This window comes from Lysobacter sp. TY2-98 (assembly GCF_003367355.1).
Lineage (GTDB): Bacteria > Pseudomonadota > Gammaproteobacteria > Xanthomonadales > Xanthomonadaceae > Cognatilysobacter.
The window spans coordinates 557,292-583,223 of the sequence record NZ_CP031413.1 but is presented as its reverse complement, the minus strand read 5'-3'; the positions used below and the strand labels follow the sequence as shown (position 1 = coordinate 583,223).

Genomic DNA, 25,932 nt, shown 5'->3' with positions numbered 1-25,932 from the left:
CGGCGCCGAATCCCGATGCGCTACCGCACGGCGGACACGCGATGTGCGATCGCGGACACTAAAGAATGAAAAGCCCGGAGGGTCATCACCGCCCGGGCTGCGAGTCGGACCACGGCATTCGTGCGACCCGTCGAGGGGTCGACGCGCCCTACTCCTGCGGCCGCACTTCCAGCGTCATCCCGCGCACGCCGATCACGCGGACGCGTGCGCCCGCCGGAAGATCCGGGCCTTCGACGTCCCAGAACGCATCGGCGATCTGGACGCGACCGTGGCCGTCGATGATCGGGGCCATCAACGGCACCACGCGACCGACCAGCTGCTCGGCGCGACGGTTGAGCGCCGGTCGATCACTCTCGCGACCGCGTCCACGGAAGAAGCGCACATAGATAAAGACGGAGAGCAGGCTCAGCAGCGCGAACGCGACCAGCTGCCACGCCAGCGCGAGCCCCGGCGCGAGGACGACCAGCAGACACGTCGCCGCGGCGGCGATGCCGAGCCAGAGCATGAAGGCGCCGGGCGCGATGATCTCCGCCGCGATCAGTACCAGCGCGACGACGGCCCAGACGGTGGCGGCAAACGACCAGTGCATGGCGGCGGCCTCAGCGCGGCAGCGACGGCGGCTTCGGCGCCGACTGGCGGTCCATCGCTTCCTTCGCCAGTTCGGCGATGCCGGCGATCGAACCGATGATGCCGCTCGACTCCATCGGCATCATCACGAACTTCTGGTTCGGCGCTTCGGCCAGCGACTTGAAGGCCTCGATGTACTTCTGCGCGACGAAGTAGTTGATCGCCTGCACATTGCCTTCGGCGATCGCGTTCGACACCAGCTGCGTCGCCTTGGCTTCAGCTTCGGCGGAACGCTCGCGTGCCTCGGCGGCGCGGAACGCGGCTTCGCGCTGGCCTTCGGCCTCGAGGATCACCGACTGCTTCTCGCCTTCGGCCTTCAGGATCGCCGCCTGGCGGAAACCCTCGGCCTCGAGGATGTTCGCGCGCTTCTCGCGCTCGGCCTTCATCTGCCGCGCCATCGAGTCGACGAGGTCGCGCGGCGGCGCGATGTCCTTAAGCTCGATGCGGTTGACCTTGATGCCCCACGGATGCGTCGCCTGGTCGACCGCCACCAGCACCTTCGTATTGATCTCGTCGCGCTTGGACAGCGACTCGTCGAGGTCCATCGAACCGATCGCGGTACGGATGTTGGTCATCACCAGGTTGAGGATCGCGATCTCCAGCGTCGCGACCTCGTACGCCGCCTTCGCCGCGTCGAGCACCTGGAAGAACACGATGCCGTCGACCTTGACGACCGCGTTGTCCTTGGTGATGACGTCCTGGCTGGGCACGTCGAGCACCTGCTCCATCATGTTGATCTTGCGGCCGACGCCGTAAACGATCGGGAACAGGAAGTGCAGGCCGGGCTCGAGCGTGTGGGTGTACTTGCCGAAACGTTCGACCGTCCACTCGTAGCCCTGCGGGACCATGCGGACCGTCTTGAACAGCGCGATGACGACGAGGAACGCGAGTACAAGTCCGACGATCGATCCACCCATGACAGTCTCCCCTTTTGATGGGCGGAGTATAGGCCTCGCCGCCGCCTGCGACGGTTTGCCGGCCTCGTGCATCGATAGGAGGGAATGACCGTCGCCATGACCGCCGTCGACCCCTCGCCCGCCGTTGCGCCGCGCCCGCGGAGCAGCTTCGCGATCGACGTGCCGGCGTCGCTGCTGGACCGCGCGCGCCGCGGCGAGCATGCGGCGCTCGAGCAGCTGTTCCGCTGGTTCGAACGCCCGGTGTTCACCCTCGCGATGCGCCTCTGCGGCGATCGCGACGACGCGGCCGACGTGCTGCAGGACACCATGCTGAAGGTGTTCGGCAACATCGGCTCGTTCCGCGGCGGCAGTCCGTTCTGGGGCTGGTTGCGGCAGGTGGCGGTCAACGAGGCGCTGCAGAAGCTGCGCAAGCGGCGACTGCTGAGCGACGAACTGCCGATGGGCGAGCACGAGTTCGAGGACTTCGCGCCGCCGCCCGCGGCCGCGGCGGACGCCGCCGCGCTGTCTCGCGCGATGAACAAGCTGCCGTCGTCCACCCGCAGCGTGCTCTGGCTGTACCACGCCGAGGGCTATACGCACGAGGAGATCGCCGACCTCATGCAGCGCACGCCCAGTTTTTCCAAATCGCAACTCGCACGCGGCAGCCGCCGGCTGCGCGCGCTGCTGGAAACACCGCAGGAGGCCGTTCGTGGCTGATTCATTTCCTTCCCACCCAATGCAGCCGTCCGACTGGTCGCAGGCGTTCGCGTCGTTGCCGACCGAGGCGCCGCCATCCGATGCGTGGTCGCGCATCGCCGCGTCGCTGCCGGGGGCGACGCCGCGCCATCGTCGGTCGACGACCGGCTGGGCGATCGCCGCGACGCTCGCCGTTGCGACGGGCGGCGCGTGGCTGGTCATGTCCGCCTCGCGCGAAGCACCGACGGTGATCGCGCAGCAGGATTCGGCCGGCCCGGCGGATGCGCGGAGCCTGCGTGCGGATGCAGCGCCGGGCGCCGCGCAGAGCACGACGACGAACTCTTCTAATAAGAGTGGCGATGCAACAGGCGCTTCGACGGCAGCATCGATGCCCGCCATCGCGGTGGCCGGGCACGCGCCTGCGACGTTGGCGGCCCCAGCAGTCGCTTCGACGACGCCGCACCGCGCGTCGGAAGTCAGGCCGTCCGCGATCACTGGCACCGCCGCAACGCCCGCGCCGGACGCAGCGACGACATCGGCATCGCTCAACGATCTCCGCGCCGAATCCGCGCGCCTCGAAGCGCTGGTCGCGTACGCCCGCGACGAGCGCATGCAGAGCGCCGCAGCCGCGATGCTCACGGGCGACGTCGACGATCGCCTGCACGTGATCGACGCCGCGCTCTCGCAGACCGCGCTTACCGATTCCGAACGCCTGGACCTGTGGAGCCGCCGCGTCAATGCACTGCGCGAACTCGCCGGACTGGAAGGCACGCAACGCTGGCTCGCCGCGCACGGCGAGTCGTACGAAGACGCGCTCGCACGCGTCGACTGATTTCGAGAGAGGTGACCATGTACGCACGCATCGCAACACGCTCCACATTGGCCATCGCGCTGGCCGCCACCTTCGCGTTCGGCGCGTTCGCGCAGTCGAACGATCGCGCGCAGAAGGAGAAGGAACTCGCTGACGCGCGCACTCGCCTGGAGCAGGATGCGAAGCGCGTCGCTGAACTCTCTCGGGAACTCGGCGTGCCCGGTGAGGGCCCGATGGTGATCGAGCACCGGATGTACCGTCGCCCCGTGCTCGGCGTGCTGCTCGAACCGGATGCAGCGCGCGGTGTACTTGTCGCAGGCGTCACGCCGGACAGCGGCGCGGCCGCCGCTGGACTGCGTGCGGGTGACCGCATCACCGGTATCGACGGCAGGACGCTGACCGGTGCGGACGGCGCGGCGCGTCTTGACGGCCTGCGCTCGCGGCTCGCCGACCTCAAGACCCACACGCCGGTGAAGGTGGACTACGAGCGCGACGGCAGGAAGGCGACGGTCAACGTCACGCCGAAGATCGCCGATCGGATGATGGTGATGGGCCCGGGTGGTCCGATGCCGGGCATGCATGGGATGCGCGGTCCGGGTGGCCCGGGCGTGCGGGAGATCCGCATCGTTCGCGGCCCCGACGGCGAACCGATGGCGGGCACCCCGGCGGGCGTCGACCCGGGCATGCATCGCGAAATCGTTCGCATCGCCCGCGACGGCGCCTGCAAGGACGGCGACAAGTGCGAGCACCTCGCGCTCGCCGAAGCCTTCCGCTGGAACGGGCTCAATCTCGCATCGGTCGACGCGCAGCTCGGTCGTTACTTCGGCACCGATCGCGGCGTGCTAGTCGTGAGCGCGGGCGCGGATCTGGCCGGCCTGCAGGCGGGCGACGTGATCCGCAAGGTCGACGGTCGCGACGTCAGGACACCGCGTGACGTGATGGACGTTCTGCGCACCAAGCCTGAAGACGCGACGGTCGCCGTCGAGTACCTGCGTGATCGCAAGAGCGGCACCGCGCAGATCAAGGTGCCGAAGCCGATGCGCTTTCCGATGGGCCCGATGCGGCCGCTCGATCCGGGCGCACCGATGCCGCCGCCTCCGCCGGCGGGGCCGGAGGTGGGCATGCAGTTCGACATGGGCAAGGCACCGATCGCGATGATCGCGCTGCCGCCGCCTCCGCGCGTCGACTGAGGCACCTCACTTTTTTTCCCAATCGGCGCCGGCGTTCCCGGCGCCTTTTTTTCATGCGGCCGCGGCTTCGAGCTGTTGCCACTGCACCTCGTCGAGCGTGTCGACGAGCTCCAGCGCCGCGAGGTTCTGCAGCAGCTGTTCAACGCGGCTCGCGCCGAGGATCACGCTCGACACGTGCGGATTGCGCAGGCACCACGCAATCGCGAGCGTCGCCGGCGGATGGCCGATCGCCTTCGCGGCTTCGGCGAAACGACGCGCGCGCTCGACGCGTCGCTCGCTTTCGTCGCCGACGACGATGCGCTTGAGCCAGCCGAGTTCCTCGCGCTCCAGTCGCGCGGGCTCGTCCTTGGATGCGTCCGCGTACTTGCCGGTCAGGAGGCCCGATGCGAGCGGCGAGAACGTCGTCGTCCCCAGGCCGAGTTCCGCGTACAGCGGCGCGTATTCGAGTTCGACGCGCTCGCGATGCAGCAGGTTGTATTGCGGCTGCTCCATCTGCGGCGCGACGAGGTGATGCGTCTTGGCGACGCGATGCGCCTCGCGGATGAGATGCGCCGGCCACTCCGACGTGCCCCAGTACAGCACCTTGCCCTGGCGGATCAGCGCGTCCATCGCCCACACGGTTTCCTCAACCGGCGTGTCCGGATCGGGGCGGTGGCAATAGAAGAGGTCCAGCGCGTCGACGCGCAGCCGCTTGAGTGCTGCGTGGCAGGCATCGTGCACGTGCTTCTTCGACAGGCCGCGCTGCGTCGGTCGCGGATCTTCCGCGGCACCGAAGAACACCTTGCTCGACACGCAGAAACCGTCGCGCGGAAGGCGCAGGTCGGCGATGACGTCGCCCATCACCGACTCGGCGTTGCCGTTCGCGTAGCTCTCGGCGTTGTCGAAGAAGTTGATGCCGTGGTCCCACGCCGCGGCGACGAGGTTGCGGCCTTCGCTGCGCGGCACCTGGTTGCCGAAGGTGAGCCACGCCCCGAAGGACAGCGCGGACAACTGCAGGCCGGAGGATCCGAGGCGGCGGTAGTGCATGGGCGTCTCCGAGGTGAGCGTCGCATCGTACCCGCGCGCCCTGTGATGCAGTTCCGGTAATCGATTGCATCGGTGCGCGTTCACCGCGCGGGTCCGGCATCTCGTTACAATGCGGCTTCCTCTCGGGGAGTAGTCCGCCGTCGCTTCGACGGCCCGTACGTCAACACACTTGGCCCGTCGGCCATGGCGTACGGAGGATCGCCCAGCGATCCGGGGCAAGACCGAAGGCGATGCGCGTCCTGCCGGGCCGTGCCTCGCCTTCGTGCATGCCCGGCGCATTCGGAACCCCGCCTTGAACGCACTCCTCGTTTCGACCGGTACGGTCGCGCTCGCCGAAATCGGCGACAAGACGCAGCTCCTCGCCCTCATGCTTGCCGCGCGCTACCGGCGCCCGTGGCCGATCGTCGCCGGCATCGTCATCGCGACCGTCCTGAATCACGCGCTCGCCGCCGCGCTGGGCGACTGGCTGTCGACACTGCTGACGCCCGACGTGCTGCGCTGGATCGTCGCCGGCAGCTTCATCGCAGTCGCCCTGTGGACGCTCAAGCCGGACACGCTCGACGAGGGCGACGACAGGCTCTCCAGGTACGGCGCGCTGGCGGCGACCACGATCGCCTTTTTCCTCGCCGAGATCGGCGACAAGACGCAGGTGGCCACCGTCCTGCTTGCCGCGCGTTTCCACGATTTCGTGCCGGTGGTGACGGGCACGACGCTCGGCATGCTGTTGGCGAACGTGCCGGTGGTGCTGCTCGGCGCGCGCTTCGCCGATCGCCTGCCGCTGAAGGCCGCGCGCCTCACCGCGGCCGCCGTGTTCGCGGCATTGGGCATCTGGGCGTTGGTCCGCGGGATCGGCTAGTCAGGTTCCCGGCTGAGCGGCCGGCTTCACCACGGCCGCTTTTGCCTCTACGCTGCGGCGACTTCGTACGCCGAGACCGCCCGTGAACCTCAAGCTCCGCCTCACGCTGATGAACTTCCTCCAGTTCTTCGTCTGGGGGGCGTGGCTGCTCACGGTCGGGGCCTACTGGTTCCAGAACCGCCAGTGGTCGGGCACCAGCTTCGGCCAGATCTTTTCGACGATGGGCATCTCGGCGCTGTTCATGCCGTCGCTGATGGGCATCGTCGCCGACCGCTGGATCAATGCCGAGCGTCTCTACGGCGCGCTGCATATCCTCGGCGGTGTCTTCCTCTGCATGCTGCCGCGCGCAGCCAATCCCGACCAGTTCTACGTCCTGATCCTCGCGACGATGCTCTGCTACATGCCGACCATCTCGCTCGCGATCGCGGTCGCGTACAACGCGCTGAAGCAGCAGGGCATGGACGTCGTGCGCGACTACCCGCCGATCCGCGTGTGGGGCACGATCGGCTTCATCGCGGCGACGTGGACGACGAGCTGGTTGGGCTTCGAGTCGTCCGCGAACCAGTTCTACGTCGCCGCCGCCGGCTCATTCCTGCTCGGCGTCTACGGGTTCACCCTGCCCGCCGCGCCGCCGCGCCTCGGTCGTGACGAGAGCCGTTCGCTGATCGACGCGCTCGGCCTGACCTCCTTCCGCCTGTTCCGCGACCGCAACATGGCGGTGTTCTTCGTCTTCGCGATGCTGCTCGGTGCCGCACTGCAGCTCACCAACGCGTACGGAGTGACGTTCCTCAAGGACTTCGAAGCGCTGCCGCAGTTCAAGGACTCGTTCGGCGTGCGCCACGCGGCGGTGATCGTCTCGATCTCGCAGATCTCCGAAACGCTCTTCATCCTCACCATCCCGTTCTTCCTGAAGCGCTTCGGCATCAAGACGGTGATGACGATCTCGATGATCGCCTGGTTCCTGCGCTTCGGCCTGTTCGCCTACGGTGACCCGGGCCCGGGTCTGTGGATGATCGTGCTGAGCTGCATCGTCTACGGCATGGCTTTCGACTTCTTCAACATCTCCGGTTCGCTGTTCGTCGAACAGCAGAGCGACCCGCGCATCCGTGCGTCGGCGCAGGGTCTCTTCATGCTGATGACGAACGGTATTGGTGCCGTGCTCGGCAGCTCGATCAGCGGCTGGATGATCGATCGCTTCTTCACCGACGCGAACGGTGCGAAGGACTGGCACGCCATCTGGACGACGTTCGCGCTGTATTCCCTCGCGATGGCGATCCTGTTCGTGCCACTGTTCCGTCACCGCCATAACGCCGTCGCAACGCGCGTTGTCGCGCATGGCGCTGCGGATGTCGACGCCCCCTGACGACGTGCTCGCCGCGCTGATCGCGCGCGAGCCGTTGTTTCATCGCACCGAATTCGGTACCTCGCGTACCGACTTCGAGCGGATGATCGTCGAGGACTTCTGGGAAACGGGCGCGTCCGGTCGTCGCTACGACCGCGCGTTCGTTCTCGACGAACTCGAGCGTCGCTACGCCGGCGGCGGATATGAAGACGAGTGGCACTGCGAAGGTTTTCGATGCCGCGCGCTAGGCGCGGATACCTATTTGCTGACGTACACGCTGCACCAAGGCGCGCGCGTGACTCGGCGCATGACGCTGTGGCGACGTGACACCGACGGCTGGCGCGCCGTGTATCACCAGGGCACGATCCTGCAGGAGGACGTATGACGGCGAAGGTCGTGGTGGTCGGAAGTTTCAACGTCGACCACGTATGGATGCTCGACGCACTCCCCGCACCCGGCGAAACGCGGGCCGCGCGCTACATGAGCGGACCCGGTGGCAAGGGCTTCAACCAGGCGGTTGCGGCCGCGCGTTCGGGAGCCGCGACTCGCTTCGTCTGTGCTCTTGGCGACGACGCCGGCGGCGCGTACGCGCGGTCGCTGGCGGTCGCCGACGACATCGATCTTCGCGACGCGCGCAGCGACGCCCCCACCGGTTCGGCCGGCATCTTCGTCGACGCGAACGGGCGCAATTCCATTGCCGTCGCGGGCGGCGCGAACGATGGTCTGACCGCCGCGCACGTGCGTGAGGCATTGTCCGGCGAAGCGCCTGCCGTGGTTCTCGCACAGCTCGAAACCCCGACGGCCGCGGCGATCGATGCGTTCGCCTTCGCCCGCTCGGCCAACGCGATCGCAGTGCTGAACCCCGCCCCGGCCAACGTGCAGGTCGATGCATCGCTGCTCGCCGCAAGCGACATCGTCACACCGAACGAAACGGAATTCGCCGCACTCGTACGCGCGCACCTGTCGCGCGAGCTCGATGCGAAGTCGCTGGTCGACATCGCGGACGCCGATCTTCACGCCCTCTGCCGTGCGCTGCTGCCGACGGGCACCGTCGTGGTGACTCTCGGTGCGGCTGGCGTCTTCGTTTCGCATGCGGACGTCGTCCGTCGGGGCGACGACAGCTCGCACTACCGCCTGCCCGCGCCACGCGTGGCCGTGGTCGACACCACGGGCGCCGGCGACGCCTTCAACGGCGCACTCGCTGCGTCGCTCGCCACGCGGCCAGCGCTCGCCCTCGCCGCGCACGCGCGCTACGCGATCGCCTACGCGAGCCTGTCGACCGAAACGTCCGGCACGGCGCCGGCGATGCCGTCCAAGGAGGCCGTTCACGCCCGCTTCCCGGACGCGACCGCCCCGTCCTGACCCGCCGCGTAGAATGGCCGCATGCGCATCGGCCCCTACGGGATCGCGCCCCGCGTGATCCTCGCGCCCATGGCGGGCGTTACCGACAAACCGTTCCGGCTGCTCTGCAAGCAGCTGGGCGCGGGCCTGTGCGTGTCGGAAATGACTACGTCGGATCCCCGCTTCTGGACGACGGCAAAGTCGCGCCATCGCATGGATCACGTCGATGAGCCGGCGCCCATCAGCGTGCAGATCGCCGGCACGATCCCGGAGGTGATGGCCGACGCGGCGCGCCACAACGTCGAACACGGCGCGCAGATCATCGACATCAACATGGGCTGCCCGGCGAAGAAGGTCTGCAACGCCTGGGCGGGCTCGGCGCTGATGCGTGACGAGGCGCTCGTGGGCCGCATTCTGGATGCGGTCGTCAAAGCGGTGGACGTGCCGGTCACACTGAAGATCCGCACGGGCTGGGCCGCCGATGCCAAGAACGCACTGACCATCGCGCGTATCGCGGAATCCGCCGGCATCGCATCGCTCGCGATCCACGGCCGCACGCGCGACCAGCAGTACACCGGGTTCGCCGAGTACGACACGATCGCGATGGTCAAGGCGGCGCTGTCGATTCCGGTGGTTGCGAACGGCGACGTCGACTCGCCGCGCAAGGCGGCCGACGTCCTGGCGCGCACCGGCTGCAATGCGGTCATGATCGGGCGCGCCGCGCAGGGCCGGCCTTGGATCTTCCGCGAGGTCGCTCATTTCCTCGCGACGGGCGAAGAGCTCGCGCCGCCCTCGCTCGAGGAGGTGCGCGACGTCCTGCTCGGCCACCTCGAGGCGCTGCACGCGTTCTACGGCGAAGTCTCCGGCGTCCGCATCGCGCGCAAGCACCTGGGCTGGTACGCGAAGGACCGCCCGGAGAACGCGGCGTTCCGCGCAGTCGTAAACCGGGCGGAGACCGCCGACGCGCAGTTGCGCCTCACCCGCGACTATTTCGACGCCCTGATCGCCGGCGCGCCGCTCGAACTCGCCGCCTGAGCGCAGTGCGGCGTTCCAGTGTCGCTTCCGCGACATCGTGTTCCAGACGAAGCCGCCCCCCACCCGTCGATGTCACGGACGCTTAGCGCGGCGCGTCCATGATGTGGCGCACGGAGGCCCACGATGACCGACACCGACGACACCGACCACGTCTACCTTCACGGCTTTTCGCGCACCGAGCAGGCTCGCCTACTCAAGCAGGCGCGGCTCGCCGAGTCGACGATCTTCACGACGATCGACTACAGCGGCGCGCGTCGCCTGCTCGAGGTCGGCAGCGGCGTCGGTGCGCAGACCGAGATCCTGCTGCGACGCTTTCCCGACCTGCACGTCACGTGCGTCGACCTGAGCGAACCCCAGCTCGCCGCGGCGCGTGAGCATCTCGGTGGCAAGCCATGGCTCGGCGGCCGCTACGAGCTGAAGCAGGCCGACGCCACCGACCTGCCCTTCGAGCCACGCAGCTTCGACGCCGCCTTCCTGTGCTGGGTGCTCGAACACGTGCCCTCGCCTGCCCGCGTGCTCAACGAGGTGCGCCGCGTGCTCAACCCGGGCTCGCCGGTCTACATCACCGAGGTGATGAATTCCTCGTTCTTCCTCGACCCGTATTCGCCGAACGTCTGGCGCTACTGGATGGCGTTCAACGACTTCCAGCACGAACACGGTGGCGACCCGTTCGTGGGCGCGAAGCTCGGCAACCTGCTGCTCGCCGGCGGCTACCGCGACGTGTCGACCGAAGTGAAGACGTTCTATTTCGACAACCGCGAGCCGGCGCGTCGCAAGGTCATGATCGCCTTCTGGGAGGAGCTGCTGCTGTCGGCGGCCGACAACCTGCTCGAAGCCGGCGCGGTCACGCCGGACATCGTCGACGCGATGCGGCGGGAGATGCACCAGGTGCAGAACGATCCGAACGCGGTGTTCTTCTATTCGTTCCTGCAGGCGCGGGCGACCGTGTTCTGATGAACCCCCGTTGACCCCGCGCTTCCGCGGCCCGGCGCAGAATGCGCGGCTGGCCCCGAGGCTGTATCATGCACGGCCATCTTTCTATCCGAATACAGGGATATAAGCCGATGTCCAGCTACCTCTTCACCTCGGAATCGGTCTCGGAAGGCCATCCGGACAAGATCGCCGACCAGATCTCCGACGCTGTCCTCGACGCGATCCTCGCGCAGGACAAGCGCGCCCGCGTGGCCTGCGAGACGATGGTGAAGACCGGCGCCGCCATCGTCGCCGGCGAAGTCACGACGTCGGCGTGGGTCGACATCGAGTCGCTCGCCCGCAACGTGATCAACGCGATCGGCTACGACAACTCGAACGTCGGCTTCGACGGCCACACCTGCGCGATCATCAACATGCTCGGCAAGCAGTCGCCGGACATCGCCGCGGGCGTCGACCGCACGTCGCCGGAAGAACAGGGCGCGGGCGACCAGGGCCTGATGTTCGGCTATGCCTGCGACGAAGCCCCGGAGTTCATGCCGGCGCCGCTGTACTACAGCCACCGCCTCGTCGAGCAGCAGGCCAAGGTTCGCAAGAATGGCACGCTGAACTGGCTGCGCCCGGACGCGAAGTCGCAGGTCACGCTGCGCTATGACAACAACCACAAGGTCGTCGGTCTCGACGCCGTGGTGCTGTCGACCCAGCACGATCCGGACATCGCGCAGAAGGACCTCGTCGAGGCCGTCTACGACGAAATCCTGAAGCCGGTGCTGCCGGCTGAGTGGCTGGCGTCGCTGCCGAAGCACAAGGTGCACATCAACCCGACCGGCATCTTCGTGATCGGCGGCCCGGTGGGCGACTGCGGCCTGACCGGTCGCAAGATCATCGTCGACAGCTACGGCGGCATGGCCCGCCACGGCGGCGGCGCGTTCTCGGGCAAGGATCCGTCGAAGGTCGACCGCTCGGCCGCGTACGCGGCGCGCTACGTCGCCAAGAACATCGTCGCCGCCGGCCTCGCCGAGCGCTGCGAGGTGCAGGTGTCGTACGCGATCGGCGTCGCCGAGCCGACCTCGATCTCGGTCACCACGTTCGGCACCGGCAAGATCTCCGACGAGAAGATCGAGCAGCTGATCCGCGCGCACTTCGACCTGCGCCCCTACGGCATCGTCAAGATGCTCGACCTGATCCACCCGGTGTACCAGCCGACCGCCGCCTACGGCCACTTCGGCCGCGCGCCGTACGAACTGACCTACACCGGCCAGGACGGCAAGTCGGAAACGGCGACGGCCTTCTCGTGGGAGAAGACCGACCGCGCCGATGCGCTGCGCAAGGAAGCCGGGCTGTAAGCCGCGGCGACATTGCGTGACGGACGGGCCGCGAAAGCGGCCCGTTTCGTTTTGGGGTCGGGCGAACCGAGGCGCATTGCGAGTCGCGGAATTCGGTTCGTTCACGGAACCGCGGGCGCTACCGGATCCGCGACCCATCGCGTTATCGGATAATCCCGCCTCGCGTTCGGCCCATTCCAGCCGACGCGCGATCACCGCTTCGGCCGCTTCCCCGGCATCTCATGACTTCATCGAACTCCACCGGCGCCGACGCGACGGACACCCGCGCCGCGTCCGCCGACGACCTGGTCGATCGCATCCGCGACGCGACCGCCCTGCTGGCGCAGGTCGCGACCGACCGCACCGTGCTCGACGCCGTGCCCGCCGATGATCGCGCGCGACTCCACGCTGCGATCGCCGCGGCGTTCCATCCCGACCGCAAGGCACGCAAGGAGCGCCAGAAAAATCGCGAGCGCGAGCGCAACGCCGAAAACGTGCGTCGCACCGAAGCGCTGCTCGACAGCACGGGCATCCGCGAGCTCCGCCGCAAGCCCGTGTTCACGACACCGAACTACCTGCCGCCGCGCGGCCCCGATCGCATGGCGCTTGAATCGCCGGCGATGCATGTGGATTCGCCCGGGCGCGAATCGCCCGAAGTGCTGACCTGCTACGTCTGCAAGCAGAAGTACACGCAGGTCCACCATTTCTACGATCAGCTCTGCCCGCCGTGTGCGGACTTCAACTTCTTCAAGCGCGGCGAACTCGCGGATTTGCGCGGCCGAGTCGCGCTACTGACGGGCGGCCGCGTCAAGATCGGTTATCAGGCCGGCATCAAGCTGCTGCGCGCGGGTGCGCGACTGATCGTGACGACGCGGTTTCCGCGCGACTCCGCGATGCGTTATGCGCAGGAGCCCGACTTCGCAGAGTGGAGCGATCGCCTCGAGATCTTCGGGCTTGATCTGCGCCACACACCGAGCGTCGAAGCGTTCTGCAGCGAGATGCTCCGCACGCATGATCAGCTCGACTTCATCATCAACAACGCCTGTCAGACGGTGCGTCGCCCACCGGGCTTCTATGCGCACATGATGGAAGGCGAAACCGCGGCGCTGCACGACGCGCCGGAGGAAATCCGTCGCCTCGTCGGACGTTACGAAGGGCTGCGCAGCTATACGATGCTGCCGGAGGGCGATGTCGGACAGTCGCTGATGTCACCGGACGCAAGCGCGCTGCACAACGCCGCGGGTCTGACGCGCGCCGCGGAACTGTCGCAGGTGCCGCTGCTCGCCGACGAACTGCTCGGGCAGAAGCATCTCTTCCCCGAAGGCCAGCTCGACAAGGATCTGCAGCAGGTCGACCTGCGCGGTCGCAACTCGTGGCGACTGCTCATGCACGAGGTGCCGGCGGTCGAGCTACTGGAAACGCAGCTCGTCAACGCGGTCGCGCCGTTCATCATCAATGCGCGCCTGAAGCCGCTGATGTTGCGCACGCCGGGACGCGACAAACACATCGTCAACGTGTCGGCGGTCGAAGGGCAGTTCTATCGCAACTTCAAGACGACGCGTCATCCGCACACCAACATGGCGAAGGCCGCGCTGAACATGATGACGCGCACGTCGGCGGCCGATTACCAGGTCGACGGCATCCACATGAATTCCGTCGACACCGGCTGGGTGACGGACGAGGATCCGGTGGAGATCGCGGCGCGCAAGGTCGTGGATGAGCGGTTTCATCCGCCGCTCGACATCGTCGACGGCGCCGCGCGGATCGTCGATCCGATCATCCACGGCATCAAAACGGGCGAGCACGTGTGGGGGCAGTTCCTCAAGGATTACCGGCCGACCGACTGGTGAGTCCACAGCGGGCTTGAAGCGAACGGCGCCGGCCTTTCTTCGCTTCACGTCGAAACAGCCGCTTCGCACGCCGCTCCGTTCAAGGGCTGCCGCCGGCGTTGGGGCGTCGGCCGGGTGCGGCCGGCCGCGACGCGATAGAATGCCCGGGCCCTGCCGAGGGGCGCTGCAAGTCCGACCGCCGACCGGCGTGTGTTTTCGGAATCAGGCTCGGCACGGTTTTCCTGTAACGGCGCCCGTTTGACGCGAGTCCTTTCCGGACTCCTGAACGGAGCAATCCATGAACGCACAGATCAAGACCTTCTCGACCGAGGGTGACTACAAGGTCGCCGACATCTCGCTCGCCGACTGGGGCCGCAAGGAACTCGACATCGCCGAGCAGGAAATGCCGGGCCTGATGTCGATCCGCGGCAAGTACGCGCCGAGCAAGCCGCTCGCTGGCGTGCGCGTCACCGGCTCGCTGCACATGACGATCCAGACCGGCGTGCTGATCGAGACGCTGAAGGACCTCGGCGCCGACGTGCGCTGGGCCTCGTGCAACATCTTCTCGACGCAGGACCACGCCGCCGCCGCCATCGCCGCGTCGGGCACGCCGGTGTTCGCGTGGAAGGGTGAATCGCTCGAGGAGTACTGGGACTGCACGCTCGATGCGCTGACGTTCCCCGGCGGCCTCGGCCCGCAGCTCGTCGTCGATGACGGCGGCGACGTCACCCTGCTGATCCACAAGGGCTACGAGCTCGAGAACGGTTCCGACTGGGTCAACACCCCGTCGGGCTCGCACGAGGAGCAGGTGATCAAGAACCTGCTCAAGCGCGTCAAGGATGAGCGCCCGGGCTTCTGGCACAAGGTCGTCGCCGACTGGAAGGGCGTCTCGGAAGAGACCACCACTGGCGTGCACCGCCTCTACAAGCTGGCCGAGGAAGGCTCGCTGCTGGTGCCGGCGATCAACGTCAACGACTCGGTCACCAAGTCGAAGTTCGACAACCTCTACGGCTGCCGCGAGTCGCTGGCCGACGGCCTGAAGCGCGCGATGGACGTGATGCTCGCCGGCAAGGTCGCGGTGGTCTGCGGCTACGGCGACGTCGGCAAGGGTTCGGCGCACTCGCTGCGCGCGTACGGCGCGCGCGTCGTGGTCACCGAGATCGACCCGATCAACGCCCTGCAGGCCGCGATGGAAGGCTTCGAGGTCAACACCGTCGAGTCCACGCTCGGCCGCGGCGACATCTACGTCACCACGACCGGCAACAAGGACGTCATCACGCTCGATCACATGAAGCGGATGAAGGACCAGGCGATCGTCTGCAACATCGGCCACTTCGACAACGAGATCCAGGTCGATGCGCTGTACCAGTCGGGCGCGAAGCACACGAACATCAAGCCGCAGGTCGACAAGTACACGTTCGAGAACGGCAACTCGATCTTCCTGCTGGCCGAAGGCCGCCTGGTGAACCTGGGCTGCGCCACCGGCCACCCGAGCTTCGTCATGTCGAACTCGTTCTCGAACCAGACGCTCGCGCAGCTCGACCTGTGGGCGAAGAAGGACGAGTACGAGCCGAAGGTCTACATCCTGCCGAAGAAGCTCGACGAGGAAGTGGCTCGCCTGCACCTCGAGAAGATCGGCGTGAAGCTGACCGTGCTGACCGACGAGCAGGCCGCGTACCTGGGCGTCGACAAGGACGGCCCGTACAAGCCGGATCACTACCGCTACTGATCAAGCGGCGGTATCGCGATACGGGGAAACGGGCGCTTCGGCGCCCGTTTTCTTTCCGCGCATTGGGCGTCGCAGCCGCTTGAATTGCGTGGCGTGGAGCAAGCAGGCCATGCGCGGGTCTTCCGCAACACGGCCGGCGTGAGAAGCGCGTGAACCACTAGCGTGAAACTGCGGACGTGCGCACATTCAGTTGCCGAATTCGAAATGATTCCGCGACGAACGGCACGGAGTGCGTACACCGTTGCGCGACGATGGACCCGGGGATCCGGAATCGAATGTGCACTCGTGAAGCGTTTTCTTGTCGCGGCGAACCTCGCCTTTCTGTTGGCCGCAGGCGCCTCGCGCGCGGCCGGTGCACCGGATGTCGATGACGACAACGCGACGGTGCAGGTCGTGCCAGCGCAGCACGCACTGCTCGTCACCGGCGTCATCGGCAATCGGTTCGAGAGCGACATCCGCGCGGCGCTCGATCGCAATCCGGACACACAGCGGCTGATCGTGAACGGCCCGGGCGGCATGCGCGCACAGGCGCTGCGCGTCGCCGAGCTGGCGAACAGGCGCGGGCTCGCGGTCCGCGTGTCCGGTCGCTGCGCGAGCGCGTGCGCATTGATGTGGGCGGCCGCGAATACGCGCGAGATGACGTTCGACTCGGGCCTGGGCCTGCACCGCAGCGCGCTCGATCCGTCCCTCGCCCTGCCCGACGTCGTCCGGCAGAAGCTGATGGCGCACAACGATCGCCAGACCGACGACGTGCTGCGTCGTGCGGGATTCCCCGAGCGCGTGATCGCGGTCGGGGCGTCGACGCCGTCCAGCGCCATGAGCTGGTTCAGCCCGTACGAGCTCAAGACCGGCGGCGTACCGTTCCAGCTGCTGGACACCACGGGGCACGCCGCGTCGCTGGACGCGCGCTCCGGGCGGCTGGTGCGTGGCGCGGTCGCCGACGCGTCCCGCAGCACGCAGTGACGCGCAGAGACGCCTGAGCGCCTTCCGGTTCCTTGACGGGCCGCGACCGCACGGCTCGCCTGTTTCGCGAGAACGGGAGGGACTGTTTCTATCCATCGCGATAGAAAGATAGAATCCTGCCCATCTCCTTTGTGGGCGCGCCATGGTTCCCGTCAGCTTCGAGTTCTATCCGCCGAAGACGCCCGAGCAGCAGGCCCAGTTCGACAATACGGTCGCCAAGCTCAAGAGGCACCGTCCGGAGTACGTCAGCGTTACGTTCGGCGCTGGCGGGTCCACTCTCAGCCACACGCCGGAGACCATCCAGAAGCTTCGTACCGGTGGGTTGGAGGCTGTCCCTCACATCACGTGCATGGGGGGTTCGCGGGAAGAAATCCGCGGTCTGCTCAAGCTCTACCGTGCCCTTGGCGCGAAACGCCTGGTCGCACTGCGTGGCGATCTGCCCTCCGGCATGGTCAGCGCCGGCGAACTGCGCTATGCCGACGAGCTGGTGCGCTTCATTCGCGAGGAAACCGGCGATCACTTCCACGTCGAAGTCGCGGCGTACCCGGAAATGCATCCGCAGGCGCGGGACTCGCAGGTCGACCTGAAGAACTTCATCGGCAAGGTGCGCGCCGGTGCGAACGGCGCGATCACGCAGTACTTCTACAACGCCGACGCGTATTTCCGTTTCGTCGACGACGTGCGTCGCGCCGGCATCGACATCCCGGTCGTGCCCGGTGTCATGCCGATCGCCAACTTCAGCCAGATCCGCCGCTTCTCCGAACTCTGCGGTGCGGAAATCCCGCGCTGGATCGAGCAGCGCATGCTCGCGTATGCCGACGATGCGGAAAGCATCCGCGCATTCGGCGCGGAAGTCGTCGCGCAGCTCTGCCGCCGCTTGGTCGAAGGCGGCGCACCGTCGCTGCACTTCTACACGCTGAATCTCTCCAAACCGACTCTGAACGTTCTCGCGCAAATGCGCTAAATGCGCGCGTTTTGTTCGTGACGGATTCAGTTAAAGGGCCTTCGTCACACTTCGCGTTGACGCGATCGTTCCCAGCATTTCACGCACTGAAGTTCGCAGGTGCGTGCCATGAAAGTTCCGATGTCCGTGTTGACGATCGCGCTGGGTCTCGGCCTGACGCTGCCCGCTTCGCCGGACGTGCAGGCGGCGTACACCGGCATTCAGCGGTGTCGCGCGCCTGACGGTACGGCCGTCTATACCGACAAGCCGTGCGCGATGTTCGGCGCGCATCCGGAGGCCATGTCGCAGGACCTCGGCATGCGCCTGATGAGCGAAGCCTCGCGCGAGCCCGAGGCGTATGCCGACGTCAACCAGAGCAACGCGATCGCACCGTCAGCCAACACGGGACGTCGCTCCCTCGCCGACGGGTGTGCGCGCACGCCGACGCAGCTCGCGATGGACATCCAGGGTTCGCTGGCGATGCGCGACGTCAACCGTCTCGCCGAGAGCTGGCAGTGGGCGGGCATGACCAAGCAGCAGGCGCTGCCGGTCATGAAGCACCTCGAGCAGCTGACGCAGGAGCGTGTGATGTCGACGCAGTACTTCGACGCGCAGATCGGTTTCGGCCTGCAGCTCGCATCGAACGACCGCGACACCGGCGACGGCCGCGCGGGCATCCTGCAGGTTTCGCTGGTCGGCAAGAGCGCGCCGCAGATGCTCGAGCTGAACGTCGAGCGCTACGCGGGCTGCTACTTCGTCAAGTTCTGATTGCCGACGGGGCGACGTCGCGCCGCGCCGGCCTTAGGCTTGGCGGGTGCGACGGCTCCTGCTCCTCATCACCCTTCTCCTATGCACGGCCCCGCTGACCGGGTTCGCGCAGGTGCGCCACTGCGTCCTGGCGGACGGCACGCTGGTCTACACCGACCAGCGCTGCGACGCGATCGGCGCGCAGGAACGCAAGGCCAAGCCGGCGCCCGAAGGCGGCGCGCCGCAACTGCGCAGCTACCGACCGGCCTGCCCGCGCACCCTGCGCGACCTGGCCTTCGAAGTGACGTCGGCGGTCGAGGCGCACGACGTCAACCGGCTGGCGGGTGTCTACCTTTGGGACGGCATCGGCACGCGCGCGGGTTACGCGCTCATGGACCGGCTGCAGGCGGTGGTCGACCGGCCGCTGGTAGATCTGCAGCCCGTCTGGCCCGGCAACCCCAACGAGCCCTACCCGACCACCGTTCCCACGCGTCCGCCGGTGGCGCTGCGCCTGGAGCAGACCTCCGCGCGCGGGAGCACACCGATCCGCGCCGTCTTCGGGCTGCGGAAGTATCTGGATTGCTGGTGGATCGTCGAGCCGGGGGCCCGTCGCCCCGCGACGCGTTCCGATGCGGACGCCCCGCCTGCGGCTCCCGCTCCACTGGTCGACTGACGACCGGGCTCCACCTCATGGGACAATGTGCGGTCTCCCTACCCCGGACTCGCGCGCATGCATTACCCCGAATGGATCTGGCACAACGGCGCGATCAAGCCGTGGGCCGACGCCACCACCCACGTGATGTCGCATGCGCTGCATTACGGCTCGTCGGTGTTCGAGGGCATCCGCTGCTACGAGACGCCGAACGGCCCGGCGATCTTCCGTCTGACGGATCACAACCGTCGTCTGTTCGCGTCCGCGCGCATCTACGACATGGAGCTGCCGTACTCGCTGGACGAGATCAATGCAGCCTGCCGTGAGGTCATCCTGCGCAACGGCCTGACGCGCGCCTACCTGCGTCCCCTGGCCTATCGCGGCCTGGGCGGCTTCGGTCTGTCCGCGGAAACGCCGGTCGATGTTTCCGTCGCCTCGTGGTTCATGGGCCCGTATCTGGGCGAAGGCGTGCTCGAGCAGGGCATCGACGCCTGCGTCTCCAGCTGGCAGCGTTTCGCGCCGAACACGATCCCGGCGGGCGCCAAGGCCGGCGGCAATTACCTTTCGGGCCAGCTGATCGCGCGCGAGGCGCGCCGGCTCGGCTTCGGCGAAGGCATCGCGCTCGCTTCGACCGGCCTGCTCAGCGAAGGCGCCGGCGAGAACCTCTTCCTCGTGTTCGACGGCGCGCTGCACACCACGCCGGTCAGCGCGGCGCTGCTCAACGGCATCACGCGCAACACGATCATGACGCTCGCCCGCGAGGCCGGCATCACCGTCATCGAGCGCGACATCCCGCGCGAATACCTCTACCTCTGCGACGAGCTCTTCATGTGCGGCACGGCGGCCGAGATCACGCCCATCCGTTCGGTGGACGGCCGCCAGGTCGGCGCCGGCAAGCCGGGGCCGGTCACGAAGCGCATCCAGGACCTGTTCTTCGGTCTGTTCGAAGGGACGACGCCGGATCGTTACGGCTGGCTTGAACCGCTCGAGGGTTGAGCCAAGGCATCAGAGAAAAACCGGCGCCTCGAGCGCCGGTTTTTATTTGCGCGCAACGCGCGTTCACGAGGCAAGCGGTCGCACGGCACATGTCACTTCGATGCGCACAGGCAAGACACTCTCGCGTGACATCGCGGCAACGATTACCCGAACGTCAGCGTCGCCACCACGCCCCGCTCGGCGCCCGGCTTCACCTGCACGTTCCACCCGTACAGCTCGCAGAGCCGCCGCACGATCGACAGGCCGATGCCGCCACCCTGCGAATGTCCGGCATGCGTGCCGCGGTAGCCGCGCTCGAAGAGTCGCGCAGCGTCTTCCGCACTCAACCCCGGCCCCGAATCGATCACGTCCACGGCGAGCGGCTGCAGACGCACGACCACCTCGCCTTCCGACGTGTACTTCACGGCGTTACCGATCAGGTTGTTGAGTGCGACGGTGACGGCCGACTCGGGCGCGTCGACCACCAATCCCCGTTGTCCTTCCACGCGCAGCGTCACCGGCTTGCCGCCCAGCTGCGCGCGATGCGCATCGAGCAACTGCTCGGACACCTTGGCGACGTCCGTGCTGCCCGATCCCCGTTCGTTGCGCGACAGCAGAAGCAACGCGCCGATCAAGTCGGTGCATTGCTGCTCGGATCGCTGGATGCGCAGCATGCGATTGCGCGTCTTTTCATCCAGATCCGGACGTGCGAGCAGCAATTCGATCGCTCCGCGAATCACCGCGAGCGGCGTGCGCAATTCATGGCTGACGTCCGCATTGAACTCGCGGTCGCGCTGCACGACGTGCGTGAGCCGCGCGGAGTATTCATCAAGGGCGGCCGCCAGCTGGCCGACTTCGTCATCGGCGAAGTCGTTCGCCAACGGTTCGTCGAGCCCCGCACGCGACTTCTTCAATCGTCGCGCCAGTTCGAGCACGGGACTCATCACGCGCGACGCCGACCACCAGCCGAGCAAAAACGACAGCAAGGTGAACGCCAAGACGGTCCACACGACGCCTTGACGCAGCTTGATTGCCGTTTGCGCAGCTTCGGTGACGTCGTATCGGATAAGCGACGTAAACGCCTCACCATTCTCTAAGCGTCCCTTCTTGATAGCGACCTTGTAATCGCGCAGAGTGCCATCGGGCGCGCGCTGCCGCACATCATGTATTCCGGGACTTAGATCTCGATAGTGCGGGTCGACGGTATAAGCCTTGCGATCGCTCCACGTCTTCGCGTCGAAAGTAAGGAAGTACTTCGGCGCAGCAGGATCAGCTTCCACCTGCTGAACGAGGCTGTTCGCTTCCAGCATGAGCGTGCGCTCAACCAACTGGCTTTCGAGACGGTCGCGGAGCGCGAGTGTCGATACGGCAAACAGCGCCGTCAGGCCGAAACCAAGCAACACGAAGCCGAGAATGATTCGGCTGCGCAGGCGTCGGCGGTAGCGGGTGCGCGTGCGGGCGCGCGGGGTCTCGGCCGGGGCGGACGCCATGGTCGTCAGGGACGTGCGGGATGGACGCAGTCTATGCGTTCGCGCGGCCGCTCACGAGGGCCGCGCGACACAGGGGATGCGAGCCGATCAGGCGCCGCCGTCGGGCGCCGCGATGCGGTAGCCGATGCCGTGGCGGGTCTGGATCAACGGGTTCCCGAAGGGCTTGTCGACGACCGAACGCAGGCCGTGGATGTGGACGCGCAGCGAGTCGGAATCCGGCAGCTCCTCGCCCCAGACGCGCGTCTCGAGCTCCTGACGCGTCACCACCGCCGGCGACGCTTCCATCAGCGCCTGCAGGATCTTCAGCGCGGTCGGGTTGAGCTGCAGCAGCTTGCCCTGGCGACGCACCTCGAGCGTGTCGAGGTTGTACTCCAGGTCCGCAACGTTGAGCACGCGCGTCTGCACGCCGCGGCCGCGACGCGACAGCGCCGCGAGGCGCACTTCGACTTCCTGGAGCGCGAACGGCTTGATCAGGTAGTCGTCCGCGCCGGAGTCGAAACCGGCGAGTTTGTTGTCGAGCGAATCACGCGCTGTGAGCATCAGCACCGGCGTCTGCTTACGCGCTTCGTTGCGCAACTTGCGGCAGACCTCGAGGCCGTCGAGGCCCGGCAGGTTGAGGTCGAGCACGATCGCGTCGAAGTCGTGCACGACGGCGAGATGCAGGCCGGTGATGCCGTCCGCCGCGAAGTCGACGGTGTGGCCGCGGTCCTCGAGGAAGTCGCCGAGGTTGGCCGCGATGTCGGGGTTGTCCTCGATCACAAGGATGCGCATGGAGGTTTCCTGGGGCTGGAGCCGGCTACCGCCCGCGACCATCGGATGCGGGTTGTGTGCGCGGGGATCGGGGGTTCGTGTGTGCATGGTCTCGATTCTGTCAGACGGCTGTTCATGCTTCGTCTTCACATCCGACCAGCGGCACCAAAAAAAGTGCCCGGACGCGAGCGCCCGGGCAAAAAGGTGTTACCCCGATTACCGCGGCCCGCCGAGGAGCCACCCCGGGATGAGCTGCGGTCGGGGCACGCTACGCCCGAAACCCTTAAACGATGGTTAAGGACATACCGGTTTTTTCGTTAGTAATTCGTTATTTCTTACGGGCGGTTCGAGCCGCCTTTTTTGGCGGGCACGCCTGTGCAACAAAGCGCACGATTTCACCGGCAACGTCCTTTTTCGACGCATTCTCGATGCCCTCGAGGCCGGGTGAGGCGTTCACCTCGAGGACCAGCGGCCCCCGGTCCGAACGGATCAGGTCGACGCCGGCGACCCCCAGGCCCAGCACCTGGGTCGCCCGGACGGCGACCTCGACCTCTGCCTTCGACGCCCTTACCCCGACCGCGGTCCCGCCGCGATGCAGGTTCGACCGGAACTCGCCGGCGGGCGCCTGGCGACGCATCGCCGCGATGACCTTGTCGCCGACGACGAAGCAGCGCAGGTCGGCGCCCTTCGCTTCGGCGATGTATTCCTGCACGAGGAAGTTCGCGTAAAGGCCACGCAACGCTTCCGTGATGCCGCGCGATGCGGACAGCTTCTCCGCGAGGATCACGCCCGCGCCCTGCGAACTCTCGGTGAGCTTGATGACGTGCGGCGGCGGACCCAGCAGCTTCAGAAGGTCGCTCGTGTCATCCGGGTTGTCGCCGAAGACGGTGATCGGCATACGGATGCCTTCCGCCGCGAGCAACTGATGCGCGCGCAGCTTGTCGCGCGCGCGCAGGATGGCGTCGGACGGATTCGGCGTGTACGTGCCCATCAGCTCGAACTGACGGAGCACCGCCGAGCCGTATCGCGTCACCGACGCACCGATGCGCGGCAACACCGCATTGAAGCCGGTCAGCGGCTTGCCCTTGTAGTGCATGGCGAAGCCTTCCGACGCGATGCGCATGTAGCAGCGCAGCGGATCGAGCACGCGGACCGTGTGGCCTTCTTCGCGTGCGGCTTCGACGAGCCGGCGCGTGGAGTACAACGAGCTGTTGCGCGAGAGGATCGCGAGTTTCATGGGGGCGTCGGCAGTTTGGACCGTCGCGGAGCGCGGCCGTGCAGGAAGGATCGTGAAGGATCGACCGTAAAAATTCCGGAGAGCGCGGTCCGGCCGACGAGCATCGGAAACCGCATGCCGTGACGGTGAGCGAGGTTGACCTCGACGTCGCAGTCGACGCCCGCGAGCCGCATGCGGGTGCGCAGGAAGATGCGCGTGGTGCGGTGGCCGCCGGAGTCCACCACGGTACGCTCGTCGTGCACGGGTGCAGCGAGCTCGACGACCTGACGTCCGCCGGGGCTGATGCGGAAGCCGACCCACGGGACGCCATCCTGCTCGAACCGCCACTGCGCGTCGACGTGGAGCGCGGACGTGCGCGCGCCCGTGTCGATCTTCGCGCGGAGTGCGGCGAGGCCGAGATCCGGCAACGCCACGCGCTCACGCCAGCCGACCACGATACGGGACGACGCGGTGTCCAATGGATTCCCCTGGCGCAAAAGAAAACGGCGACCAGTGTGACGGGTCGCCGTTTCGAAAATGTGGAGCGGGTGATGGGAATCGAACCCACGCTAGCAGCTTGGGAAGCTGCAGTTCTACCATTGAACTACACCCGCGGCGGGCAGAGTCTAGGCCGCGCGCGCGCCGCTTGGCAACGCGCGCGGCCGGTCGATCAGAACCCGCCGCCGACGGTCAGGAACACCGAGGCGTCGTTGCCGCCCTTCTGCATCGCGGTGAGGCTGCTACCGACGTTGGTGTCGAGGCCGAACATCTTGGTGCGCACGCCGAAGGTCAGCGTCGAGTAGGTGTCGTCGAGCTCGACGCCCGGGACCGCGTAGTCACCCGTGGTGCCCAGCGACTGCGAGCGCGCGAACGCCTGCTCCGGCTGATCCTCGAATTCCTTGTCCACGGTCAGACGGGCGTACGGCGTCACTGCGCCGCCGTCGTAGTGCGCCTGCCAGCCCAGCTTGCCGATCAGCGAGTCGAACGACTGGTCGGGATACGCCAGCGAGGTCGACAGCTTGGGCTGGTCTTCCGCGAAGCCATCGATGTCGATGTGCTGCGAGAGCACGCCGACCACCGGACCGTGCTTGAACGCGCCGGTACCGAACTCCCAGCCGCCCTCGGCGCCGATCGTCAGCGTGTTGCCGTTCGTGCCGCCGCGGTGGATGCGCTCGGCGACGCCAAGCTGCACGTGGCGGTCGGTGTCGTAGTTGGTGCGGGTGTAGCTCAGCTGGCCGTCGACCCAGGCCGCGCCGCTGTGCCAGGCGACGTAGCCGCCGAGGGTCGCGTCGTGCTGGTCGAACTCGCCGCCGCGCTGGCCCCAATCGAATGACGAGCGACCGAAGCCGCCGAACGCGCCGTACACGAGGTTGCCCGACTTCCAGTCCACGCCGCCGGTCAGCGACGGGCCCTGACCGTCGTACACATCGCCCTTGCCATAGCGCTGGAAGTCACCGCGGGCGTTGACCCACCAGTGCATCGCGTCGCCCTCGACCATCGAACGCGCCATCGCCTCGCCACCGACGATCTCGGCGCGCGACCGGTTGATGACCGACGTGGTGTGCGTGAGCAGCTGGATCTGGCGCGGCGCCTCGAGGATCGAGACCGCGTAGTTGCCCATGATCTGGTGGCCGGCCAGCGACGGATGCACGCCGTCGGCGAACAGGTAGGTGTACGGCGCGTTGACGTTGACGTAGGTCGTCGGGTTGCAGGTCAGCGACTGCGCGGTGATCTGCGGCTGGCACGCCGTGCCCGTCGTGTTGGTGATGCCGAACTGCGCCGGGTTGGCGATCACTTCGCTCAACAGGTGGAACGTGTCGAGCGGGATGACGTTCGCGTTGCCCGAGGCGAGACCGTTGAACAGCGTCGTGTTGTAGAGGTTCGACAGCGCGGTGCCATTGCCCTGCGCTGCGGCGCCCTGCGCGCGGAACGACGGCGTGGCGCCGATGTCCGGCACGGTGGCCACGAGGATGTAGCGCGCGCCGGCATTGCTGAGCTGGTTGACGATCGCGACCTGCGCGTTCGCGGCGGCGGTCGTCGTCGCGGCCGCGGTCGCGGGCGTGCCCACGGCGCCGAAGATGTCGTTCGCACCGCCCCACACGGTGAACAGTGCATTCGGATCCGCGCGGCCGCCGTTATTGGCGAGGTAGGTGTTGACCTGCGTCTGCAGCGAGGCGACACGCGGCGCGATCGCCGGCGGCGCGGTCGGAGCGAACGGGTTCGGCGTGTCGGTCGCGACACGCGCGCCGCCGATGGCGAAGTCGGTACCGCTGGCGTTCGTGGTCAGCGCCGTCGAGGTATTCGGCAGCCCGTACTGGTAATACGGATTCGCCGAGGTGCCGTAGAAGTCGGCGAGGTACTCGGACCAGATCAGCGCCGGGTTGGTCGTGAAGCGACCGGCGATCGCGGCCGAGGGGCCGGCCTGCGCAACGAGCGCCGGACGGAACGCGCCGGTGTCGGTCAGCGAGTCGCCGAAGAAGATGGTCTGCGAATAGGTCTGCGCGAAGGCGGGCATCGCGGCGAGCGCGAGGGCGGCGGCCAGCGCGGTACGGACAGGTTTCAT

Annotated in this window: 25 protein-coding genes, 1 tRNA gene and 2 riboswitches; of the genes, 17 read left to right on the top strand and 9 right to left on the bottom strand. The window is 67.2% G+C overall.

Annotated elements, in window-relative coordinates; genetic code table 11:
• Window positions 1-148: 148 nt before the first annotated feature.
• Both DWG18_RS02875 and DWG18_RS02870 read right to left on the bottom strand, forming a co-directional pair.
• On the bottom strand, window positions 149-589 hold the full coding sequence (locus tag DWG18_RS02875; RefSeq protein WP_115645228.1) for an NfeD family protein: 441 nt from the start codon (window positions 587-589) through the stop codon (window positions 149-151).
• 10 nt (window positions 590-599) lie between these two features.
• Window positions 600-1,544: an SPFH domain-containing protein gene (locus DWG18_RS02870; RefSeq protein WP_115645226.1), complete on the bottom strand. Its 945-nt coding sequence runs from the start codon at window positions 1,542-1,544 to the stop codon at window positions 600-602.
• 96 nt (window positions 1,545-1,640) lie between these two features.
• On the opposite strand from DWG18_RS02870, the gene DWG18_RS02865 reads away from it, so the two are divergent.
• Genes DWG18_RS02865 through DWG18_RS02855 form a run of 3 tightly spaced genes read left to right on the top strand, consistent with a single transcriptional unit; the run spans window position 1,641 to window position 4,220 of the window.
• Window positions 1,641-2,240, top strand: coding sequence for an RNA polymerase sigma factor (locus DWG18_RS02865; protein WP_240318584.1), 600 nt, complete (start codon window positions 1,641-1,643; stop codon window positions 2,238-2,240).
• Between the two features lie 19 nt (window positions 2,241-2,259).
• Window positions 2,260-3,051 (top strand): hypothetical protein, encoded by a 792-nt coding sequence (locus DWG18_RS02860; RefSeq protein WP_115645222.1) that lies wholly within the window; start codon window positions 2,260-2,262, stop codon window positions 3,049-3,051.
• A gap of 17 nt (window positions 3,052-3,068) precedes the next feature.
• Window positions 3,069-4,220 carry a PDZ domain-containing protein gene (locus DWG18_RS02855; RefSeq protein ID WP_115645220.1) on the top strand — a complete coding sequence of 384 codons (1,152 nt, stop codon included), beginning with the start codon at window positions 3,069-3,071 and terminating at the stop codon, window positions 4,218-4,220.
• 51 nt (window positions 4,221-4,271) lie between these two features.
• Here DWG18_RS02855 and DWG18_RS02850 read toward each other — a convergent pair whose 3' ends face one another.
• Window positions 4,272-5,246 (bottom strand): aldo/keto reductase, encoded by a 975-nt coding sequence (locus DWG18_RS02850; RefSeq protein WP_115645218.1) that lies wholly within the window; start codon window positions 5,244-5,246, stop codon window positions 4,272-4,274.
• Window positions 5,247-5,364: 118 nt separating this feature from the next.
• Window positions 5,365-5,458: riboswitch (yybP-ykoY riboswitch) on the top strand.
• A gap of 80 nt (window positions 5,459-5,538) precedes the next feature.
• On the opposite strand from DWG18_RS02850, the gene DWG18_RS02845 reads away from it, so the two are divergent.
• From DWG18_RS02845 to DWG18_RS02780, 14 genes are all read left to right on the top strand, one after another.
• Entirely contained in the window at window positions 5,539-6,102 is a 564-nt protein-coding gene (locus DWG18_RS02845) for a TMEM165/GDT1 family protein (protein WP_115645216.1), read from the top strand.
• Between the two features lie 82 nt (window positions 6,103-6,184).
• On the top strand, window positions 6,185-7,465 hold the full coding sequence (locus DWG18_RS02840) for a nucleoside permease (RefSeq protein ID WP_115645214.1): 1,281 nt from the start codon (window positions 6,185-6,187) through the stop codon (window positions 7,463-7,465).
• Entirely contained in the window at window positions 7,449-7,829 is a 381-nt protein-coding gene (locus tag DWG18_RS02835) for a DUF4440 domain-containing protein (RefSeq protein ID WP_240318583.1), read from the top strand. The genes DWG18_RS02840 and DWG18_RS02835 overlap by 17 nt, the downstream gene beginning before the upstream one ends.
• Entirely contained in the window at window positions 7,826-8,806 is a 981-nt protein-coding gene (locus tag DWG18_RS02830; protein ID WP_115645210.1) for a ribokinase, read from the top strand. The genes DWG18_RS02835 and DWG18_RS02830 overlap by 4 nt, the downstream gene beginning before the upstream one ends.
• Window positions 8,807-8,827: 21 nt before the next feature.
• Window positions 8,828-9,820, top strand: coding sequence for a tRNA dihydrouridine synthase DusB (gene dusB / locus DWG18_RS02825; protein WP_115645208.1), 993 nt, complete (start codon window positions 8,828-8,830; stop codon window positions 9,818-9,820).
• A gap of 123 nt (window positions 9,821-9,943) precedes the next feature.
• Window positions 9,944-10,774 (top strand): class I SAM-dependent methyltransferase, encoded by an 831-nt coding sequence (locus DWG18_RS02820; RefSeq protein WP_115645206.1) that lies wholly within the window; start codon window positions 9,944-9,946, stop codon window positions 10,772-10,774.
• A 110-nt stretch (window positions 10,775-10,884) separates the two neighbouring features.
• Window positions 10,885-12,096: a methionine adenosyltransferase gene (gene metK / locus DWG18_RS02815; RefSeq protein ID WP_115645204.1), complete on the top strand. Its 1,212-nt coding sequence runs from the start codon at window positions 10,885-10,887 to the stop codon at window positions 12,094-12,096.
• A gap of 221 nt (window positions 12,097-12,317) precedes the next feature.
• Window positions 12,318-13,925: an SDR family oxidoreductase gene (locus DWG18_RS02810; RefSeq protein WP_115645202.1), complete on the top strand. Its 1,608-nt coding sequence runs from the start codon at window positions 12,318-12,320 to the stop codon at window positions 13,923-13,925.
• A 149-nt stretch (window positions 13,926-14,074) separates the two neighbouring features.
• A riboswitch (S-adenosyl-L-homocysteine riboswitch) is annotated at window positions 14,075-14,167 on the top strand.
• A 35-nt stretch (window positions 14,168-14,202) separates the two neighbouring features.
• Complete coding sequence (ahcY, locus tag DWG18_RS02805; RefSeq protein WP_115645200.1) at window positions 14,203-15,633, top strand: adenosylhomocysteinase; 1,431 nt, start codon at window positions 14,203-14,205, stop codon at window positions 15,631-15,633.
• Between the two features lie 285 nt (window positions 15,634-15,918).
• Entirely contained in the window at window positions 15,919-16,596 is a 678-nt protein-coding gene (locus DWG18_RS02800) for a hypothetical protein (RefSeq protein ID WP_115645198.1), read from the top strand.
• A 142-nt stretch (window positions 16,597-16,738) separates the two neighbouring features.
• Complete coding sequence (metF, locus tag DWG18_RS02795; protein WP_115645196.1) at window positions 16,739-17,560, top strand: methylenetetrahydrofolate reductase [NAD(P)H]; 822 nt, start codon at window positions 16,739-16,741, stop codon at window positions 17,558-17,560.
• Between the two features lie 108 nt (window positions 17,561-17,668).
• Complete coding sequence (locus tag DWG18_RS02790; RefSeq protein ID WP_115645194.1) at window positions 17,669-18,307, top strand: hypothetical protein; 639 nt, start codon at window positions 17,669-17,671, stop codon at window positions 18,305-18,307.
• Between the two features lie 46 nt (window positions 18,308-18,353).
• A complete protein-coding gene (locus tag DWG18_RS02785; RefSeq protein WP_115645192.1) occupies window positions 18,354-18,959 on the top strand; it encodes a hypothetical protein in 606 nt (201 codons plus the stop codon).
• Window positions 18,960-19,016: 57 nt separating this feature from the next.
• Entirely contained in the window at window positions 19,017-19,934 is a 918-nt protein-coding gene (locus tag DWG18_RS02780) for a branched-chain amino acid transaminase (protein WP_115645190.1), read from the top strand.
• Between the two features lie 143 nt (window positions 19,935-20,077).
• Here the strand turns inward: DWG18_RS02780 and DWG18_RS02775 are convergent, their stop codons facing one another.
• From DWG18_RS02775 to DWG18_RS02750, 6 genes are all read right to left on the bottom strand, one after another.
• Entirely contained in the window at window positions 20,078-21,403 is a 1,326-nt protein-coding gene (locus DWG18_RS02775; RefSeq protein ID WP_115645188.1) for a HAMP domain-containing sensor histidine kinase, read from the bottom strand.
• Window positions 21,404-21,490: 87 nt separating this feature from the next.
• Complete coding sequence (locus tag DWG18_RS02770; protein WP_115645186.1) at window positions 21,491-22,174, bottom strand: response regulator transcription factor; 684 nt, start codon at window positions 22,172-22,174, stop codon at window positions 21,491-21,493.
• Window positions 22,175-22,481: 307 nt separating this feature from the next.
• Window positions 22,482-23,390 carry a 30S ribosomal protein S6--L-glutamate ligase gene (gene rimK / locus DWG18_RS02765; protein ID WP_115645184.1) on the bottom strand — a complete coding sequence of 303 codons (909 nt, stop codon included), beginning with the start codon at window positions 23,388-23,390 and terminating at the stop codon, window positions 22,482-22,484.
• Window positions 23,387-23,848 (bottom strand): RimK/LysX family protein, encoded by a 462-nt coding sequence (locus DWG18_RS02760; protein ID WP_205289389.1) that lies wholly within the window; start codon window positions 23,846-23,848, stop codon window positions 23,387-23,389. The genes rimK and DWG18_RS02760 overlap by 4 nt, the downstream gene beginning before the upstream one ends.
• Before the next feature lie 61 nt (window positions 23,849-23,909).
• Window positions 23,910-23,983: transfer RNA gene (locus tag DWG18_RS02755), tRNA-Gly, on the bottom strand.
• 56 nt (window positions 23,984-24,039) lie between these two features.
• Window positions 24,040-25,932: an autotransporter domain-containing protein gene (locus tag DWG18_RS02750; protein ID WP_115645182.1), complete on the bottom strand. Its 1,893-nt coding sequence runs from the start codon at window positions 25,930-25,932 to the stop codon at window positions 24,040-24,042.